This is a genomic window from Kitasatospora sp. NPDC101183 (assembly GCF_044767945.1).
Taxonomy (GTDB): Bacteria; Actinomycetota; Actinomycetes; order Streptomycetales; family Streptomycetaceae; genus Kitasatospora.
In genome coordinates this window covers 14,467-30,013 of record NZ_JBIWOW010000013.1, presented here as the reverse complement: position 1 = coordinate 30,013, position 15,547 = coordinate 14,467, and the positions used below count along the sequence as shown (strand labels likewise).

Below are 15,547 nucleotides of genomic sequence, written 5' to 3'. Positions count from 1 at the left end.
CAACTCTGCCCCATCGGCCGCGACGGCGGCGAATCCCGTACGGAGGGTCGCCGTTCAGGATCGTCTGACGAGCCGTCAGGCGACCTCGGCGAGGCGGCGGTTGTGCGCGATGATCTCCTCGGCCAGCTCGGGGTCGCGGGCGGCGATCGCCCGGTAGAGGGCCCGCTGCTCGCGCACGAGGTCCTCGAAGTCCGGCCGGTGGAACAGCACCCGCTCCACCCGGCTGCGCACGAAGCCGTCCAGGCGGCTCAGCAGCCGGTTGCCCGCCGTGGCGATGACCTCGCCCCGGAAGGCGAGGACGTGGGTACGGGCCTCGGCGGTGCGCCCGGCGGCCACGGCGGCGGTGGAGGCGTCGACGAGACGGGCCAGTTCGCCCAGCGCCGGGTCCGTCCAGCGCTGGGCGGCGGCCCGCACGGCCAGGGTGACCAGCGCGCGGTCGACCTCGGCGAGCAGGGCGACGTCCCGGGCCTCCAGCAGCGAGACGGTGGCCGGGACGCGGGCCTGCCCGGGGGAGACCAGGCCCTCGGCCGCCAGCACGCCGATGGCCTGGCGCACCGGCATCCGGCTGGTGCCGAACTCCTCGGCGATCGCCCGCTCGCGCAGCTCCGCCCCGGCGGGCCGGGTGCCGTCGACGATCTGGCGGCGCAGCAGCTCCGTCACCTCGGCCAGCTCGGTGGCGCCCCGCGGCGGCGGCACCCGGTGCTCGACCGTCTCCGTACGGGTGGTGGCGGCCGGCGCGGTGCCGGGGCGGTTCAGCTCGCCGAGCACCTGGCGGCGGCGGGCCTCCCAGCGGCGGCGCATCATGCCGTTCAGGGCGGCTTCGGCGCGCTCGGCGTCCCCGGCCTCGACGGCGGCCAGCAGCTCCACGTTGGAGCCGGCCATGATCGCGATCTCGGCGGGCGTGGGCCGCCAGGCGGCCCCGCGGCGGCGCAGGATCTCCAGCACCTGGCCCAGCAGCGGGTTGCCGGCGGCGCGCACCACGACGTCCCGGAAGGCGAGGGCCTGCTGCCGGGCGCCCTCCGGGTCCCCCGCGTCCAGGGCGCGGGTGGCGGCCCCGGCCAGCGGCGCGAGTTCGGCGAGGTCCGCGTCGCTGCGGCGGGTGGCGGCCAGGCGCACGGCCAGGCCGTAGAAGCTGCGGCGGACCTCGTCGAGGTGGGCGAGGTCGGCGTCGGTGAGGCCCTGCACCACGGCGCAGCGGCGGGGGCCGGGGGCGAGCAGTCCCTCCAGGGTCAGCCGGCGGATCGCCTCCTGGACGGGCATCCGGCTGACGCCCAGCTCCTCGGCGACGGCCCGCTCGGTGAGCGCGGCGCCGCACGGGCGGGCGCCCTCGGCGATCTGTGCCCGCAGGACGCGCGCGATCCGCTCGGCCTCCTTCTCGGCCCCTTCGACGTTCTCCATGTGGATCATTGTCCTCCCGTCGGAGGAGTGGGGGGTAGCGGTCGGGGAGCTCACGGCCGGGGGGCCTCCAGCCGGAAGCCCACGCCCCGGACGGTGTGGAGGTAGCGGGGGCTGGAGGCCGTCTCGCCGAGCTTGCGGCGCAGCCAGGACAGGTGGACGTCGATGGTCTGGTCGCTGCCGTAGGTGTGGTGCCACACCTCGGCGAGGATCTCCTTGCGGGTGATCACCACCCCGGGGCGGCGCGCCAGGAAGGCGAGCAGGTCGAACTCCCGGCGGGTGAGGTCCAGCGGCGCGTCCCGGAGCGCGGCCTCGCGGCGCTGCACGTCCACCGCCAGCGCGCCCACGCGCAGCACCGGGGAGGCCGTGGACGCGCCCGCGCCGAGGCGGCGCAGCAGGGCGGCGATCCGGGCGTCGAGGTGCTCGACCGAGAAGGGCTTGACCAGGTAGTCGTCGGCGCCGTCGTTGAGCAGCCGGACGATCCCCGTCTCGTCGTCGCGGGCCGTGGAGATGATCACCGGCACGTTCGTGAGGCCGCGGATCATCTTGAGCGCCTCCCCGCCGTCCAGGTCGGGCAGGCCCAGGTCGAGGATCACCAGGTCGCAGCCGACCTGGGAGACCTCGCGCAGCGCCTCCAGGGCGGTGCCCACGCTGCGCACGGCGTGGCCGGTGTCGGTGAGGTGGCGGATGAGGGCGGTGCGGACGAACGGGTCGTCCTCGACCACGAGCACGGTGAGGCGACGGGCGGGGGCCGCACCCGCACCCGGTCCGTACGCCGGTGGGTGTCCGAGCATGCTGCAACTTCCTTGCCTGAGGGAGGCGTTGGCACAAAAAAGGGCGGCGCCGCGCCGGAGTGCCGCACCGAGGTGTCAGCACTGTAGGCGGGGCGCCGCGGGGGGCGGGCCGAAACCGGGTTATCGCTCGGCGGGGCCAGTGCGGGGACCGGTGTGCGTGCCGGTGCGGGAGGCCGCACGGGCGGCGGTCGTGGCGGCCGTCGCACCGGCCGTCGCACCGGCGGTCGTACGGGCCTTCGCCGGGGCGAAGACGCCGGCCTGGGTGAGGGTGTCGTTGGGGGAGAGCGTCAGGACGAAGCCGCCGACGGAGATGACGACCATGATGGCGACGGCCAGCGGGATGATGAACTCCGAGGCGGGCAGGCCGTCCCCGTGGGTCGCGGCGTCCAGCCGCACGGAGACGGCGGCCATGCCGGTGTAGTGCATCGCGGTGACGGCGACGCCCGCGATCAGCGAGGCGATCATGGACGCGACGAAGCCCGTCACGTTCAGGGTCATCCAGAGCGCGGCCGTCGCGGCGAACACCGCGATGCCGATCGAGGCGATCACGATCACCGTGTCGTAGGAGACCTGGCCCTGGACCTGCATGGCGGCCATGCCGAGGTAGTGCATCGCCGCGACGCCGCAGCCGGTGGCCGTCCCGCCGATCAGCAGGGTGGTCCAGCCACGCGGCCGGTAGCCGACGTAGAGGATGCCGGCGCCGACGACGACGATCGCCAGCGCCAGGCTGGCCAGGGTCTTGGGCACGCTGTAGACGATCGCGGAGCCCGTCACCGCGAAGCCCATCATCGCGAGGAAGTGCATCGTCCAGATCCCGCAGCCGAACTCGACGGCGGCGAGCAGCAGCCAGCCCAGGCGCCGGCGCGGAGGCAGGCTCAGGGCGCGGACGGTGCAGCGCAGGCCGAGGGCGGCGCCGGTGAAGGCGACGAGGTAGGAGAGGACCGGATTGATCCAGCCGTAGTGGAAACCGTCGATGTGCGCGGTATGGGAGTGCATGGGTATCTGAACTGCCTGCTCGGGTGCTGTGGGGTGAATTGCCGAATGGTGGTTCAGCGGGAGTCGTCTGCTGGGATGCCAGACATTTTCTCGACGTTCATTCGGGAGGGGCCGGATGGGATTCCGAGGTGGGTCGGAGTGGTATCGCCGAGTGCTCGTCCGCGGTGGGCCCGATGGTGCAGGAGGCCGTTCGTGGACCGAGTGAGCATACTACTGGCCGATGGTTCAACAGCCGTCGCCCGAGGGGGAACGGCGGGATGGACCCCCGTCGAACGGCGGGTGTTCCGGGTTTCCGGGCTGGGATTCCCCGCCATTCGGCGGGGGTGTGCCGGGGTGGGGGCACGTTTTCTTCTGATCGGGTTTCCGGAGGCTCGGCCCGTCACTCCGGCGACGCCGCCCACGCGGACGACCCGGTTCACGCCGCCGACGAACTCCTCGCGCTCTTCCCGATCTTCCATCGCCTCAGGCTGCGGCGCTCAGAACTCCCCGCCCACGCCCAAGTCCTGGCGCATCGCGTGCCGCAGGGCCTTGATCGGGTCCCAGAGGCCCTGCTGCGCCTCGGCGGCGGATTCCAGGGTCTCCCCGGGCCGGGCCTCGCCCTGCTCCAGGCGCTTGACCATCGCGTACACCCGGGTGAGCGCCCGGTTCGCGGTGTCGCCCGGCGCGATCACGCGGTCGGGGGCGACCATCAGCGCCTCGGACCAGTGGTTGCGGTGCGCGTCCTTGGCCTCCTCCAGCGCCCGGACGTCCTCCTCCCCGGGCGTGCGCTCGCGCAGGACGTGCAGGTGCCGGGTGATCGCCGTCGCGAACTGCCGGGCGTCGCGGTACAGCCGGGTGTAGCACTCGCGGCGCAGCGCGAGGTCCTCGCGGGCCTCCTGGAACGACCGGCTGAGCTCCAACTCCCGCCGCTTGGTGCGCTCCGCGCCCCGCTGGGTGAGCAGCGAGGCCCCGAGGGTCCCCGCCACGCCGGTCACCGCGATCGCCACCGCTGCTATGTCCACGGCGTCACCTCAGGGCCCGTCTTGCCGATCACTCCCGGGCGTGCGACGCCGGGGCACGCACCTCGCCGCGTTGTCGTCGGTCGCCAATGTCCCCCAGCCTGGCGGCTGGGAGGTGCCCCCACCGCAGTGGCTCCCTCCTCCGCCTTGCGATGCACGCACCCCAACGCCGCACGCTGATCCGAGCTGACCGACAAGACGGGCCCTAGGCGGTCGAGCCAGACGTGCCCGGGGTGCACGAGGTCCAGCCAGCCCGCGAGGGACGCGCGGCGGTCGGGGCCGAGCAGGGGGAGGACGGCGTCGAAGTCCGCCCGGTCCTTGGGGCGTCGGGCCTTCGCCTTGAAGAGCAGCACCAACTCCGGTGCGAGGTAGGGGATTCCGTCTGCCGTCCGCTCGACGATCCGCTCGTACGGCAGGCGGAGCCGCTCGTCGCGGCGGCAGATCCACGTCCCGCCGTCGTGCGGCTCGCGGAAGACGTCGAGCAGGTAGCGGCCGCTCGCGGGCTCGCGCAGCCAGGTCTGGTGGGTGTACGCCAGCACCTCCGGCCCCGGCTCCCGCCAGACCCGCCCGGACCCGGCCGCGTCGAACGCGTACTCCGGGAAGCGCTCCCGGATCTGCGCGAACTCCCCGGCGGGGACGGCGATTTCGAGGTCCCCGTGCGGCCGCGGCGGCCCGCCGCGGAACAGGTCCAGCGCCCACCCCGCCGCGACGCACCAGGGCGCCCGGACGCCGTCCAGCCGCCGCGCGACCTCCTCGGGGTGCCAGGCGTGCGCCCAGCGTGCGTCCAGCTCGGCCGGATCGAGCACGAGACCGCCGGGCGGCGGGGGAGTGGTCATCGGGCCAACCTACCGGCAGGGCCGTCGGTGAGTGCCGCTAGCATGCGAACCGTTCGGTCGAGCGAGGGGAGACGCCTGATGACCGGCAAGGGGAGAGTGGTGGCCCGGGCCGCGTGGCTGGTGGGCCTCGTGGGCTGCTGGCCGTGGGCGCTGATGGCTTTCGGGCACACGACGGTGGAGGCGGTCCGAGATCCGTCGTGTCTCCCGTGGATGTGGAAGTGCCTGGCCTTCGCCGTGCCGAGCGGTGTGCTGCCGGGACTGGCGGCGGGGTGGATGCTGGCCGGTCCGGCGACCGCCGTGCGACCGGTCGTCCGGAAGTGGTGGGCCGCGCTGGCGGTCTGGGAGACGTACGTCGCCGTGAACGTGGTCCTGGGCGTGGTCACGGACGGGGGCGTCTTCGGGGTGCTGGCGGTGATCGGTGCCCCGGTCATCGCCGTGATCGCGGCCTACGCCTCACCGTGGATCGCCTCCGCGGCCGCTCCCCGGAAGGTCCGCACCTGAGCCCCGGGCCGTCCCGCTCCGGTGGCGGAACGCGCCGGACGGCGGGAGGGTGACGGGCGGGGGACCCGCAGCGGATTCAGGAGAGCGAGCATGTCCGACGTCACCACCCCGTACGCGACCGGCACCCCGTGCTGGGTCGACCTGATGGCGAAGGACCAGCAGGCCGCGCTGGACTTCTACCGCGACCTGTTCGGCTGGCAGGGCGAGCCGGGCCCGGCGGAGTTCGGCGGGTACGCGGTCTGCCTGCTGAACGGCAAGCCGGCCGCGGGCATCGGCCCGGCGATGGCCCCCGAGGGCGCCCCGCCGCCGCCCACCGTGTGGACCAGCTACCTCGCCACCACCGACGCCGAGGCGACCCAGGAGGCGATCGTCCGCGCCGGGGGCACGCTGCTGGTGCCGACGATGGACGTGGGCCCGCTCGGCCGGATGCTGGTCGCCGCGGACCCGCAGGGCGCGGTGTTCGGCGTCTGGCAGGCGCTGCAGTTCCCCGGCGCGGGTGTGGTCAACGAGCCCGGCGCGCTGACCTGGAACGAGCTGCACACCAACGACATCGAGGGCGCGACCGCCTTCTACGGCGAGGCCTTCGGCATCGAGATCACGCAGATGGCGGGCGCCGAGCACTACTGGGAGCTCAAGGTCGGCGGCCGGACGATCGGCGGGGCCTCGCTGCTCGCCAACGACCCGCCCGGGACTCCGCCGCACTGGCTGACGTACTTCGCGGTGGACGACGTGGACTCCACCGTCGACGCCCTGGTCAAGAAGGGCGGGACGGTCCTCGCGCCGCCGTTCGACATGATGGCCGGCCGGATGACGGTGGTCGCCGACCCGCAGGGCGCCCCGTTCGCGATGATCAAGCTCTCGGTGACGCCGCCCGCCTAGGGGCCGTCTGAGCGCCGAAACCGCCTGATCGGGCGGTTTCGGCGCTCAGTGCTGCCGCGGCAGCCGCAGGAAGGCCGGCAGGGCCACCGTGCTCACCGCCAGCAGCGGCAGCAGGACGGCGAGGGCCCGCGCACCGTCCAGCGGGCCGAAGAGCATGCCGACGCCCCGGACGGCGGTCAGGCCGGTGACCAGCGCCGTACCGACGGCCAGGCCGCGCGCGGCCCCGGAGCCCCGGCGCAGCAGCCGGGCGGTCACGGCCCAGAAGGCGACGCTCCACACCGTCGTCGCGACGATCGCGACGATGACGAAGCCGTTGGCGGCCAGGTCGAACACGTGGGCCGTGGACTCCTCCGAGCCCCACTGGTCCCGGGGCGGCAGGGTGCTGGCGAACCGGGGCCGCAGCGCCAGGCCGTAGACCCCCGCGGCCGTCCACAGCCAGGCGCCGGAGCGCGCCAGCCGTACGGCGAGGACCTGCCGCGCGGACACGGCGGTGGCGGGGACGAGGAGAGCGGTGGTGGCGGACATGGTGGTGGGTTCCTCCGGGACGGGCGGCCGAGTGCGAGTCGATCCTCGCGGCGGCCGCCGGTGTCCGGCATGAGTACGGCTACTCAGGTCCCCGTGTGCATGACCCCGAGCCCGAGGTGCTCCGCCACTTCTTCTGGGGCATCACCTCCGGATTCCCGGATTCCCGGGGTTCCGGATTTCCGGGGCGAATTGACCCTCCGTCAAAAATGGCGCGGGGGGGTGAATGCGACTGGCCGACCGGTGGGATCCGGTCGGCCAGCCGCATTCATGCCAGGAATCAGGGGGTCGCGAACGCCTTCTCGATGTCCGCGACGACCTTCTCCGCCGCGATCGGGCCCGAGCTGCTGCTCCAGACCTGGCCGTCCACGCCCACCGCGTGGTCCGTCACCGCGGCCTTCAGGCGCATGAACGCGGGCTGGTGGCGGGCCGTCTCCAGGGCCTTCTCGCCCTCGGCGTTGAGCGTGGCGACGAAGATCCTGTCCGCGTCCGCCCTGTTGAGGTTCTCCATCGACAGCGGGTCCGAGTGCGGCTGCTTGCCGAGCTCGTCCGCGATCGGCACGGTGCCGGCGCCGGCCTTCTTGAGCAGGTCGCCCGGCATGTTGGTGGTGTTCATCACGATCGGCCCGTTGGGCATCCAGCGCATCACCACGGCCGAGCCGGTCTTGCCCTCGCCCGCCTTGGCGGCGCGCTTGTCCAGGGCGTCGAGCTTGCCCGTCACGTCGTCCTTGTGGCCCAGCGCGTCGCCGTGCGCGGTGGCGACCTCGCGCCAGTTGCCGGCCTTGGGCACGACGGTCGGGGCGACGGCCGCGAGCTGGTCGTACTGGGACTTCTCGATGCCGGAGGAGGCGAGGATGAGGTCCGGGGTGGCCTTGAGGATCGCCTCGATGTTGGGCTCCTTGACCGTCGCCACCAGCGGGATGCCGTCCGCCTTCAGGTAGGCGGGGGCGGTGGTGCCGCCACGGCTGGAGCTGGTGCCGACCGGGGTGACGCCGACGGAGATCGCCGTGTCCAGCGCGGTGTCGCCCAGGGCGACGACCCGCTTGGCCTCGGCCGGAACCTCGACCGTGCCGAAGGCGGTCTCGATGCTGCGCTTGCCGCCCTTCGCGGCGGAGGAGGACGCGCCGTCACCCTTCGACCCGTCGGACCCGGAGGAGCTGCACGCCGCCAGGCCCAGGGAAAGCGTGCCGACGACGGCCGCACCGAGCACGGCCTTGGTAAAGCGGGTGCCAAACATGACTCTTCTCCGAGCAATGGTAGTTTACGGACGAATTCATTCCTGAGGTTAGCCTAACCATAGGAAAAGCCCGGAAAGGGGAGGCCCGGTGTGAGGTCCCGATCACTTCTGCTGCGGGGAGTTCTGCCCGCCGCCGCGATACTGCTGGCCGCCGTGCTGGCGAGCCTGCTGCTCGGCGCGGGGGAGGTGGGGCCGTCACGGGCCCTCGGCACCCTGCTCGGTGACGGCGACTCCGACTCCCGGTTCACCGTGTTCCACCTGCGCGCGCCCCGCACGGCCGTCGCCCTCGCCGTCGGCCTCGCCCTCGGCGTCGCCGGCACCGTGCTCCAGGCCGCCGCCCGCAACCCGCTGGCCGAACCCGGACTGCTGGGCGTCAGCACCGGCGCCTCCTTCGCCGTCGTGGTCGCCATCGTGCTCGGCGCCAGCGCCGCGAGCGTCGGACCGTACGTCGCGGTGCTCGGCGCCGCCGTCGGCTGCCTGCTCGCCCTGGGCGCCGCCCGGCTGCGCGGCGCGGGCGACGACCCCGTGAGGCTGGTCCTCGCCGGGGCCGCGCTGAGCGGGCTGATGAACGCCGGCTCCTCCGTGCTGCTGCTCTCCGACTCCCGCGCCGCCGACGAGATCCGCTTCTGGACCATCGGCTCCGTGGCCGGGCGCGGCACCGACCAACTCGTGGCCGTGCTGCCGGTGCTGGTGATCGGGCTCGCCCTGGCGCTGGCCTCCGGGCCGTCGCTCACCGCGCTCAGCCTCGGCGACGACGTCGCCACCGGGCTCGGGCACAGGCCCCGCCGGGCCCGCGCCCTCGCCGTCACCTCCGTCGCCCTGCTGGTCGGCGCCGCCACGGCGATCGCCGGGCCGGTCTCCTTCGTCGGCCTGGTCGTGCCCTTCGCCGCCCGGGCGCTCGTCGGGCCCGACCTGCGGCGGCTGCTGGCCGTCTCCGCGCTGCTCGGGCCCGCCGTCGTGCTGCTCGCCGACGTCGCCTCCCGGCTGGTCGCCCGCCCGTACGAGATGCCGCTCGGCGTGATGACCGCCCTGTGCGGCGCGCCCGTCCTCGTCGCCGTCGTCCGCTCGCACAGAATGCCCGCGCTGTGAACCCCGTTGCCACGAAATCCACGAACGCCTCAGGTGCCACGAAGCCCGCGAAGTCCGAGGCGCCGCCCGGCACCCGGCTGATCGCCCTCGGCGACCGCTCGGTACTGCTGCCCGTCCGGCCGCTGCTCGGCTGCGCCGCCCTGCTCGTCGCCGTCCTGGCCGTCACCGCCGTCTGCCTGGCCGTCGGCGAGACCAACCTCCACCCGGTGGACGCCCTGCGCGCCGCCTTCGGCAGCGGCACGCCCCGCGACGTCCTGCTGGTGGAGAAGCTGCGGCTGCCCCGCGCCGAGGCCGGGCTCGCCGTCGGAGCCGCCCTCGGCGCGGCGGGCTGCCTGATGCAGACCCTCGCCCAGAACCGGCTGGCCACCCCCGACACCGTCGGTTTCAACAACGGCGCCACCGCATTCGCCGTCGCCTCCGTCACCGGCACCGCCGCCCAACTGCTGCCCTCCGCCGCCGCGTTGGCCGGGGCCACCACCGCCGCCGCGCTCGCCTTCGCCCTCGGCGGGGGAACCGGGCGCAACGGCTACCGCTTCCTCGTCGTCGGCCTGGGTGTCGGCGCGGTCTTCGGCGCCGTCACCAACCTGATGCTCTCCCGCGCCGCCATCGACTCCGCCAACGCCGCCTACGCCTGGACGGTCGGCACCCTCAACGGCCGCGACGCCGACGCCGTCGGCTACCTGCAACTCGGGCTGCTGGTCTGCCTGCCCCTCGGCATGCTGCTCGGCCGCCGCCTCTCCCTGCTGCGCTTCTCCGACGCCGTCGCCACCGGCCTCGGCGTCCGGGTGCGCGGGCTGCGCGTCGCCGTGCTGGTGGTCGCCGTGGTCTGCGCGGGCCTGGCCGTGGCCGTCGCCGGGCCGCTCGGCATGATCGCGCTCGCCGCCCCCGAACTCGCCCGCCGCATCGCCGGGCCGCGCACCGTGCCCGTCCTCACCTCGGCCGCCGCCGGCGCCGCCCTCACCCTGACCGCCGACCTGCTCGGCCGCACCCTCCTCTCCCCGCTGGAGGTGCCGGCCGGGCTCGTCACCGCCGTCGTGGGCGGCCCGTACCTGCTCTGGCTGCTGCTCACCACCCGCCCCCGGAGGACCGCATGACCACCCCTACCGCCGCACACCTCCTCGGGACGAAGGGGCTGAGCCTCGGCCACGACAAGGCGATCGTCGTCCGGGAGCTCGACCTCGACCTGCCCGCCGGGCAGGTCACCGCCATCGTCGGCCCCAACGGCTGCGGCAAGTCCACCCTGCTCGGCGGCCTCGCCCGCACCCTCGCCCCCCGCGCCGGCGCCGTCCTGCTCGACGGCGCCCCGCTCACCTCGCTGCCCACCCGCGCGATCGCCCGGATCATCGGCCTGCTCCCGCAGTCCGCCACCGCCCCGGACGGGCTGACGGTGCGCGACCTCGTCCGCTACGGCCGCCAGCCGCACCAGGGCCTGCTGCGCCAGTGGTCCGCCGCCGACGCCGAGGCCGTCGAGCACGCCCTGGGCGCCGCCGACCTCCACGACCTCGCCGACCGCCCCCTCGACACCCTCTCCGGCGGCCAGCGCCAGCGCGCCTGGATCGCCATGGCCGTCGCCCAGGACACCGACATCCTGATGCTCGACGAGCCCACCTCCGCCCTCGACATGGGCCACGCCCTGGAGGTCCTGGAGATGGTCCGCGGCCTCGTCACCGGGCGCGGCCGCACCGTCGTCCTCGTCCTGCACGACCTCAGCACCGCCTGCCGCTACGCCGACCACATGATCGCCATGCGGGACGGTCGGGTCGCCGCCCAGGGCCCGCCGCGCGAGATCGTCACCCCCGAGCTGGTGCGCGACCTCTACGGGGTGGAGAGCGCCATCCTCACCGACCCCGTCCACGGCACCCCGGTGGTCTGCCCCGTCGGCCTGGCCCGCGCGCGAGTCGACACGGCCGACGCAGCCGACCGGCAGCCGGCCTGACGGCCCGCCGTTCCCCCGGAGGCGGGCGCTGAGGGCATGCTGGTGGGATGTTCGTCTTCAACCTGAGCAGCGCGTTCGTCACGTTCTTCGCCGTGGTCGGCCCGCCCAAGACCCTGCTGACCTTCGCCCACCTCGCCGCCGACCGCACCACCCGGGACCTGCGCCGCCTCGCCGCGTGGAGCACCGGGATCGCGGCGGTGATCGGCCTGGTGCTCGGCTTCGGCGCGAAGTACGTGACGAAGCTGTTCCACATCAGCGACCAGTCGCTGCAGCTCGCCGGCGGCACGATCTTCTTCGTCTACGCCGTCGCCCTCGTCTTCGGCGTCCACCTCGGAGGCGAGGGCGAGGACGACGAGCACCTGCCCAACCCCCTGGTCGACGGCATCCGCGCCCTGCTGCTCCCCTACATCGCGAGCCCCCTGGCCATCACCGCCGTCCTGGTCGCCTCGCTCAACCGGGACGCCTGGAGCTGGAAGGCCACCGTCGCCGGGGCCTACGTCGCCGTCGCGCTGATCAACTACGTCTGCGTGGCCCTCCTCGCCCCGCTGATGCGGCGCACCCACCGCACCTCGCTGGAGGTGCTCTCCCGGCTGCTCGGCCTGCTGCTCGCCGCCGTCGGCGTGGAGCTGTTCCTGGAGGGCCTCGACGGCCTCGGCGTCCACCTGCCCGAGGGCCACTGACTCAGCGGCGGCGCCGCCCGCCGGCCTCCAGGGCGGCCACCGCCGCGAGGATGACCACCGCGAGCACCAGGCTGACCGGCCCCGTCCCCAGGTCCAGTCCGCCGCGCTCATGGCTGACGCCCGCCCAGTCGGCGAAGCAGGCGCCGAGCGGGCGCGTCAGCACGTACGCCCACCAGAACGTCAGCACGGGGGACAGGCGCAGCAGCCGGTGCGCGAGCGCGGGCACGAGGATCAGGGCGGCGAACAGCAGCCCGGAGGGCAGGTAGCCCCAGCCGAGGGTGGCGGCGGTGAGGTCGCCGACGGCCGTGCCGAGGGCGAAGGTGGCCATCACCGCGCACCAGTAGAAGACCTCGCGGCGCCCGCCCGCGACCGTCTCCACGGCGAGCGTCCCCTCCGTCCGGCGCCACAGCGCGAAGACCAGGGCGAGGGCGGCGGCGAACGCCACCGCCGAGGCCGCGTACGGCACCCCGAGGGCGACGTGCGCGGTGTCGGCGGCCATCGTGCCGAAGACGCTCACCATGACCACCGCCGCCCAGTACACCGCCGGGACGTACCGGCGGGCCCGGGCCTGGGCGAACAGCGCCGCGGCGAGCAGCAGCGCGGCCGAGCCCACCGCCGGGACGGGCCCCAGCGTGCGGGCCAGGTAGTCGGAGGTGGTCTCGCCCATCCCCGTGGTCAGGACCTTGACGGCCCAGAACACGGCCGTCACCTGCGGCACCTTGCTCAGCAGGGGCGGGGCGGGCGCGGGTCGGGGGGTCGTGCGGGGGGTGGTCACGGCGTCCACGGGGACGGGCTCCTTAGACGGGGACGGGGGCGGGTCAGCCGCCGAGGACGGTGTTGCCGGTCACGGTGTCGCCGTCGACGGTCACCGCGTGCCGCACGCCGTCCGGGCCGAGGACCACGACGCGCCAGGCCCGGCCGCCGCCCTGCTCGGAGACGGGGGCCAGCGACTCCACCTTGCCGCCGGACACCGCGCCGGAGGCCTTGGCGAGGGCCGAGGCGGCGTCGGCGGACGGCAGGGGCGCGGGTGCCTCGGCGCTGTCGCCACCGGCGTTCTCCTCCTGGCGGTTCCGCTGGTCCTGCCCGTGCTGCCCGTGCTGCCCGTCCTGCCCGTCCTGCCCGTGGTGGCCGTGCCGCCCCTGGTGGCCGCCGTGCTCCTGCTCGCCCGCCGCGAAGCGCCGCCCGTCGCCGTGCCCCTCCCCGTGGTGGACGGCCACCGCCGCCGCGCCGCCGCCGAGGACGACCACCGCCGCCCCGGCCACGACCCAGCGCGCCGACCGCCCGCGCACCCAGCGCCGCACCCGGCGCAGCCGCACCGCCCCGGCCTTCCCCGGCTCCGGCGCCTGCTCCTGTGCCTCGTGCGCGTCGCTCACGTCACCCACCCCGATCCTCGGCCAGGCCCGGGCCGTCCCCGAGCGAGGACGCAAGGATGGCCCGACCATGCTGAAGGCGGGCTGAAGACCTGAAGACCCCTTCAGCCCGCCCTCACGCGGACCTGACACCCTGGTGCCCATGCGCGTACTGGTGGTGGAGGACGAACGGCGGCTGGCCCAGGCCCTGAAGCACGGCCTGAGCGCCGAGGGTTTCACGGTCGACATCGCCCACGACGGCCTGACCGGCCTCGCCCGGGCCATGGACCACGCCTACGACGCCGTCGTGCTCGACATCATGCTGCCCGGCCTCAACGGCTACCGGGTCTGCTCCCGGCTGCGCGCCGCCGGGAGCGACGTCGGCATCCTGATGCTCACCGCCAAGGACGGCGAGTGGGACGAGGCCGAGGCCCTGGACACCGGCGCCGACGACTACCTCTCCAAGCCCTTCTCCTTCGTCGTGCTCGTCGCCCGCCTGCGCGCCCTCGCCCGCCGCATCGGCAGCCGCGCGCCCCGGCGCACCGTCCTCGGCGACCTCGTCGTCGACTCCGCCGCCCGCACCTGCACCCGCGCCGGGGACGCCGTCCCGCTCACCCCGCGCGAGTTCGCCATCCTCGACCACCTCGCCCGCCGCGCCGGGGAGGCCGTCTCCAAGCGGGAGATCCTCGACGCCGTCTGGGACGACGCCGGAGCGGACGGCGACCCCAACACCGTCGAGGTCCACGTCAGCGCGCTGCGCCGCAAGATCGACACCCCGTACGGGCGCGCCGCCGTCCAGACCGTCCGCGGCGCGGGCTACCGGCTGGCGGCCGACGGTGGCTGACCGCACGCCGCGCCGGGTACGCGTACGGGCCGCCCTGCGCCGCCGCCTCGACCGTCACCCGCGCCTGGCCGCCCTCGCCGACCGGCTCACCCCGCGCTCCGTCCGGGCCCGCACCACCCTCGCCGCCTGCGTCAGCGTCGCCCTCGTGCTGGCCGTGGCCTCCGCCGCCGTCGTCCTCCTGCTGCGCGCCAACCTCGAACGGACCGTCGAGAACGGCGCCCGCGAGCAGGCCCGGGCCGTCGCCCGCCTCGCCGAGGACGGACGGCTCACCGCGCAGCCGCCGCTGGACCACGGCACCGACTTCATCCAGGTCGTCGACGCGCACGGCCGGGTGGTGGCGGCCAGCCAGAACCTCGCCGGGCACCCCGCGCTCGCGCCCGCCGGGCACCGGGACGGCCACCGCAGCTTCGACCTCGGCGCGCTCGGCGACGAGCACCACCAGCGCGTCGCCACCGTCACCGCCGACACCCCCGCCGGCCCCGTCACCGTCCACGTCGGCGCCTCGCTGCGCACCGCCGACGCCGCCGGAGACCTGACGAAGGTCGCGCTCACGGCGGTGAGCACCCTCCTGCTGGTCACCGTCGGCCTGCTCACCTGGCGCACCACCGGCCTCGCCCTGCGCCCGGTGGAGGCCATCCGCGCCGAGGTCGCCGCGATCGGGGACCGCGACCTCGACCGGCGCGTGCCCGAGCCCGGCAGCGACGACGAGATCGCCCGGCTCGCCGGGACGATGAACGCCATGCTCGGCCGCCTGGAGGCCGCCGGGGTGCGCCAGCGGCGCTTCATCGCCGACGCCTCGCACGAGCTGCGCAGCCCGCTCACGGTGCTGCGCACCCAGCTGGAGGTCGCCCTCGCCCACCCCGATCCGCAGGTCCGCGCCGACCTGGTCGCGGGCGCCCTGGAGGACACCGAGCGCCTCCAGGCCCTCGCCGCGGACCTCCTGCTGCTCGCCCGGCTGGACGCCACCGGGCAGGGCCGGCCCGAACAGGCCGTCGACCTGGCCGAGTTGGTGCACCAGACGGTCGCCGCCCGCACCGCAGGGCCGCACCCCGTCACCGTCCACGCGGAGGCGGCCGCGCCGGTCGCGGGCGATCCCCAGTGGCTGCGGCGGCTGTTGACCAACCTGCTCGACAACGCCCAGCGCCACGCCCGCGAGGGCGTGTCCGTACGGCTCGTCGCCGAGGGCGGCCACGCCGTCCTGGACGTGGCCAACGACGGGCCGCCGATCGCCCCGGAGGACCGCGAGCGGATCTTCGAGCGCTTCACCCGCCTCGACGACGCCCGCAGCCGCGACGACGGCGGCGCCGGGCTGGGCCTGCCCATCGCCCGGGACATCGCCACCCTCCACGGCGGCACCCTCACCGCCCCGGACACCCCCGGCGCGACCACCTTCCGCACCCGGCTGCCGCTCAGCGCCTGACCCCCCTGCCCGCAGGGGCGCCGGAGAAGCCTCCTACGATCGGGTCTTCGACGGACGCCGGTGCCCGCCCG

16 protein-coding genes and 1 pseudogene are annotated in these 15,547 nt (G+C 74.9%); 8 read left to right on the top strand and 9 right to left on the bottom strand.

From position 1 onward, the window contains the following. Positions 1 to 75 precede the first annotated feature (75 nt). The 5 genes and pseudogenes from ACIRRS_RS19385 to ACIRRS_RS19365 all read right to left on the bottom strand — a co-directional run. A complete protein-coding gene (locus ACIRRS_RS19385; protein WP_402972136.1) occupies positions 76 to 1,398 on the bottom strand; it encodes a GntR family transcriptional regulator in 1,323 nt (440 codons plus the stop codon). A 50-nt stretch (positions 1,399 to 1,448) separates the two neighbouring features. Then, positions 1,449 to 2,189 carry a response regulator transcription factor gene (locus tag ACIRRS_RS19380; RefSeq protein ID WP_402972134.1) on the bottom strand — a complete coding sequence of 247 codons (741 nt, stop codon included), beginning with the start codon at positions 2,187 to 2,189 and terminating at the stop codon, positions 1,449 to 1,451. A 120-nt stretch (positions 2,190 to 2,309) separates the two neighbouring features. After that, a complete protein-coding gene (locus ACIRRS_RS19375) occupies positions 2,310 to 3,185 on the bottom strand; it encodes an MHYT domain-containing protein (RefSeq protein WP_402972132.1) in 876 nt (291 codons plus the stop codon). A gap of 476 nt (positions 3,186 to 3,661) precedes the next feature. Beyond that, positions 3,662 to 4,186, bottom strand: coding sequence for a hypothetical protein (locus ACIRRS_RS19370; RefSeq protein WP_402972131.1), 525 nt, complete (start codon positions 4,184 to 4,186; stop codon positions 3,662 to 3,664). Positions 4,187 to 4,389: 203 nt separating this feature from the next. Further along, positions 4,390 to 5,019, bottom strand: a pseudogene (locus ACIRRS_RS19365) (nucleotidyltransferase domain-containing protein); the annotation flags it as partial. 78 nt (positions 5,020 to 5,097) lie between these two features. Here ACIRRS_RS19365 and ACIRRS_RS19360 point away from each other — a divergent pair. Next, positions 5,098 to 5,520 carry a hypothetical protein gene (locus tag ACIRRS_RS19360; RefSeq protein ID WP_402972130.1) on the top strand — a complete coding sequence of 141 codons (423 nt, stop codon included), beginning with the start codon at positions 5,098 to 5,100 and terminating at the stop codon, positions 5,518 to 5,520. Positions 5,521 to 5,610: 90 nt separating this feature from the next. Continuing rightward, on the top strand, positions 5,611 to 6,399 hold the full coding sequence (locus ACIRRS_RS19355; protein ID WP_402972128.1) for a VOC family protein: 789 nt from the start codon (positions 5,611 to 5,613) through the stop codon (positions 6,397 to 6,399). A gap of 45 nt (positions 6,400 to 6,444) precedes the next feature. On the opposite strand, the gene ACIRRS_RS19350 is transcribed toward ACIRRS_RS19355, so the two are convergent. Beyond that, complete coding sequence (locus ACIRRS_RS19350; RefSeq protein ID WP_402972126.1) at positions 6,445 to 6,924, bottom strand: hypothetical protein; 480 nt, start codon at positions 6,922 to 6,924, stop codon at positions 6,445 to 6,447. Between the two features lie 277 nt (positions 6,925 to 7,201). Further along, positions 7,202 to 8,158 carry an ABC transporter substrate-binding protein gene (locus ACIRRS_RS19345; RefSeq protein WP_402972124.1) on the bottom strand — a complete coding sequence of 319 codons (957 nt, stop codon included), beginning with the start codon at positions 8,156 to 8,158 and terminating at the stop codon, positions 7,202 to 7,204. 90 nt (positions 8,159 to 8,248) lie between these two features. On the opposite strand from ACIRRS_RS19345, the gene ACIRRS_RS19340 reads away from it, so the two are divergent. From ACIRRS_RS19340 to ACIRRS_RS19325, 4 genes are read left to right on the top strand one after another with little or no spacing between them, the layout of a single operon-like run. Continuing rightward, the gene (locus ACIRRS_RS19340) at positions 8,249 to 9,247 is read left to right on the top strand and encodes a FecCD family ABC transporter permease (RefSeq protein WP_402972123.1); all 999 of its coding nucleotides are present in this window, start codon (positions 8,249 to 8,251) and stop codon (positions 9,245 to 9,247) included. Then, positions 9,244 to 10,341: a FecCD family ABC transporter permease gene (locus ACIRRS_RS19335; RefSeq protein WP_402972121.1), complete on the top strand. Its 1,098-nt coding sequence runs from the start codon at positions 9,244 to 9,246 to the stop codon at positions 10,339 to 10,341. The genes ACIRRS_RS19340 and ACIRRS_RS19335 overlap by 4 nt, the downstream gene beginning before the upstream one ends. Then, the gene (locus tag ACIRRS_RS19330) at positions 10,338 to 11,183 is read left to right on the top strand and encodes an ABC transporter ATP-binding protein (RefSeq protein ID WP_402972120.1); all 846 of its coding nucleotides are present in this window, start codon (positions 10,338 to 10,340) and stop codon (positions 11,181 to 11,183) included. The genes ACIRRS_RS19335 and ACIRRS_RS19330 overlap by 4 nt, the downstream gene beginning before the upstream one ends. Positions 11,184 to 11,230: 47 nt before the next feature. After that, the gene (locus ACIRRS_RS19325; RefSeq protein ID WP_402972118.1) at positions 11,231 to 11,863 is read left to right on the top strand and encodes a MarC family protein; all 633 of its coding nucleotides are present in this window, start codon (positions 11,231 to 11,233) and stop codon (positions 11,861 to 11,863) included. Between the two features lies 1 nt (position 11,864). Here ACIRRS_RS19325 and ACIRRS_RS19320 read toward each other — a convergent pair whose 3' ends face one another. After that, on the bottom strand, positions 11,865 to 12,647 hold the full coding sequence (locus tag ACIRRS_RS19320; RefSeq protein ID WP_402972116.1) for a hypothetical protein: 783 nt from the start codon (positions 12,645 to 12,647) through the stop codon (positions 11,865 to 11,867). Between the two features lie 34 nt (positions 12,648 to 12,681). Continuing rightward, on the bottom strand, positions 12,682 to 13,236 hold the full coding sequence (locus ACIRRS_RS19315) for a hypothetical protein (RefSeq protein ID WP_402972114.1): 555 nt from the start codon (positions 13,234 to 13,236) through the stop codon (positions 12,682 to 12,684). A gap of 139 nt (positions 13,237 to 13,375) precedes the next feature. Here ACIRRS_RS19315 and ACIRRS_RS19310 point away from each other — a divergent pair, with 139 nt between their 5' ends. Both ACIRRS_RS19310 and ACIRRS_RS19305 read left to right on the top strand, forming a co-directional pair. Further along, positions 13,376 to 14,056: a response regulator transcription factor gene (locus ACIRRS_RS19310; protein WP_402972113.1), complete on the top strand. Its 681-nt coding sequence runs from the start codon at positions 13,376 to 13,378 to the stop codon at positions 14,054 to 14,056. Next, a complete protein-coding gene (locus ACIRRS_RS19305; RefSeq protein ID WP_402972111.1) occupies positions 14,049 to 15,476 on the top strand; it encodes an ATP-binding protein in 1,428 nt (475 codons plus the stop codon). The genes ACIRRS_RS19310 and ACIRRS_RS19305 overlap by 8 nt, the downstream gene beginning before the upstream one ends. The last annotated feature ends 71 nt before the right edge of the window (positions 15,477 to 15,547 follow it).